The 2,222-nt window shown below is 72.1% G+C and carries 2 protein-coding genes; one reads left to right on the top strand and one right to left on the bottom strand.

Annotated elements, in window-relative coordinates:
- Positions 1–100 precede the first annotated feature (100 nt).
- The gene (locus E1258_RS32085; protein WP_132407664.1) at positions 101–1,357 is read right to left on the bottom strand and encodes a hypothetical protein; all 1,257 of its coding nucleotides are present in this window, start codon (positions 1,355–1,357) and stop codon (positions 101–103) included.
- A 384-nt stretch (positions 1,358–1,741) separates the two neighbouring features.
- Here E1258_RS32085 and E1258_RS32090 point away from each other — a divergent pair.
- On the top strand, positions 1,742–2,222 hold a 481-nt coding region (locus tag E1258_RS32090; protein ID WP_243715823.1), incomplete at its 3' end, for an ATP-binding protein.

Genomic DNA, 2,222 nt, shown 5'->3' on the forward strand with positions numbered 1-2,222 from the left:
CGCGTACACGGCACTGAGCTGCTCGGAGCAGCGCCGCCAGGAGCGGAAGGGGCCCCTGCTATACCGAAGGCGTAACAGGGGCCCCTCCTTGCACTCCCGGTCAGCTGACGGTGATCGTTCCGTCGCCCGCGCGGACGCAGGCCACCGCCCGGGCGCCGGTGACGGCCGCCCCGGTCAGGCACCGGCCCAGCGCCTTGTGCCCGGCCACGTTCGGGTGCCACGACTCCTGGCAGGTCTGGAAGTACGTCACGCAGGTGTTCGCGATCCGCTCGATGTCGATCTTGTCTTTGCCCGCGAGGCTGGTCACGAAGGTGCCGCTCGGGCCGTCCATGAGCCGGATCGGCGTGGCGAGCGCCCCTGACGGGCTGGTCGGCTGCTCGCAGAGCCGGGCACCGTCGAACGCCCGCTGCACATTCAGGTAGACTAGGTCGTCGGCCGGGAACTCGCTGGCCAGGGTGTCGCGCACCGAGCGGACCAGGGTGCCCAGACCCGTGGAGAACCGGTGCCCGGGCGCCAGGCTGGCGCGGTGGATCGGGCAGCCGGCCGCGTACCGCTCGGCGCCGAGGTCACGGAACTTGTCCCGGTCGTCGGCCCGGCCGTCCTCCTCCCAGTAGTTCGGGGCGAGGTCGAACGGCAGCGGGTTGGTGTAGTCCTGGAAGACCACCCGGTGCTGGCCGTCGGCGTCGATCTGGTCGAGGGTGGCGAGAAGCTGCCGTACGGCCGCCGTGGTCTCCGCCGTGGCGGCGCTGAACTGGGCCGCGGTGGCCAGGTCGGCGTCGGTGCACGGCTCCTGCGGCACCGGCCCACCCAGGTACGCCCAGAACTCCCACCAGCCGGTCCACGCGTCGGCGATGAACCGGTTGGCGCACTTCTCCGCCACGCTGCCGAAGGTGAACGAACTGTTGTTCGAGCCGAGACCGACCAGCACCAGGTCGATGTCGTGGGTCTGACCGACCGCGCGGAGCTGGTCGAGCTGCGAGGCGACCGAGCGGCCCTGGGTCCGGTTGACCGAGGCGCTGGCGATGTCGTACGGCTGGCCACCCGAGCAGGCCAGGTTGAACCGGTCGGTGATGCCCGGCAGATCGGCCTGGAACAGCGACGCGTTGGGGGAGCGGTGGCAGAAGTACGCGTTGCTGTTCGGCGCGTCCCAGCCGGGAAAGCCCTGGCTGATGCCGTTGACGTCGACGACCGGGGAGTACGAGCCGGCCCCCTCGCCGCTGATGAAGCTGTCACCGAGCGCCACGGCCGCGGTGGGGAGGCCGGCCACCGCCGGGGCGGTTGGCGCGACGGCGGTCGACAGCGCCGCCGCCGCGACGGTCAGCACCGCCGCGAGCGCGGTACGACGGGATACGGACATGCACGCCATCCATCCATGGAAATGTGGAAGTCTCTGCGAGGTGGTGATCACATCACGGCCGTGTGGCGGGCGTCAACGGGCGGTCACCCTGCGCAACCGAGATCCGAGGTCGGGTCGGCGGCCCGGGAATGACAGGGGTGGGCGGCGTCGGCCGGCGGCGCGTACCGTCGGGGGCGGGATGAACCGCGGACCCGGCGGCGTTGACGCCCGGTGTCGGGGCCCGCAGGCCCGGGTCCGACGGCCCCCGCCGACGGCGGCGCGGCCCGAAGTGCGGGGTGCCGGCGCCCTGTCCCACCTCCCGGTTAGGCTCGCTGCGGCGCGCCGCGCGAGGTGATCGAGCCGGTGAGCGACACCACCACCGCCGAGACCTGGGAGTACGACCAGTTGACCGCACAGCCTGAGACGCTCTACGGGGCCGACGACCTGACGCATCTCGAGGGCTTGGACGCCGTCCGCAAGCGTCCCGGCATGTACATCGGCTCGACCGACAGCCGTGGCGTGGGTCACCTCGTCAACGAGATCCTCGACAACTCCACCGACGAGGGTGTCGCGGGTCACGCCACGCGCATCGAGGTGATCCTGCACGCCGACGGCTCGGTGCAGGTCGACGACGACGGCCGCGGCATCCCCACCGACGTGCACGCCAAGTCCGGGATCTCCGGCGTCGAGCTGGTGCTCACCCGCCTGCACGCTGGCGGGAAGTTCGGCGGCTCCGGCTACAAGACCTCCGGCGGCCTGCACGGCGTCGGCGCGTCCGCCGTCAACGCCCTCTCCCGGCGCTTCGACGTCACCGTCCGGCGGGGCGGCAAGGTGCACGCCATGTCGTTCCGGCACGGAGTGCCCGGCGCCTTCGCCGGCCCCGGCC

It is taken from the genome of Micromonospora sp. KC207, from assembly GCF_004348615.1.
In the GTDB taxonomy this organism is placed as follows: domain Bacteria; phylum Actinomycetota; class Actinomycetes; order Mycobacteriales; family Micromonosporaceae; genus Micromonospora.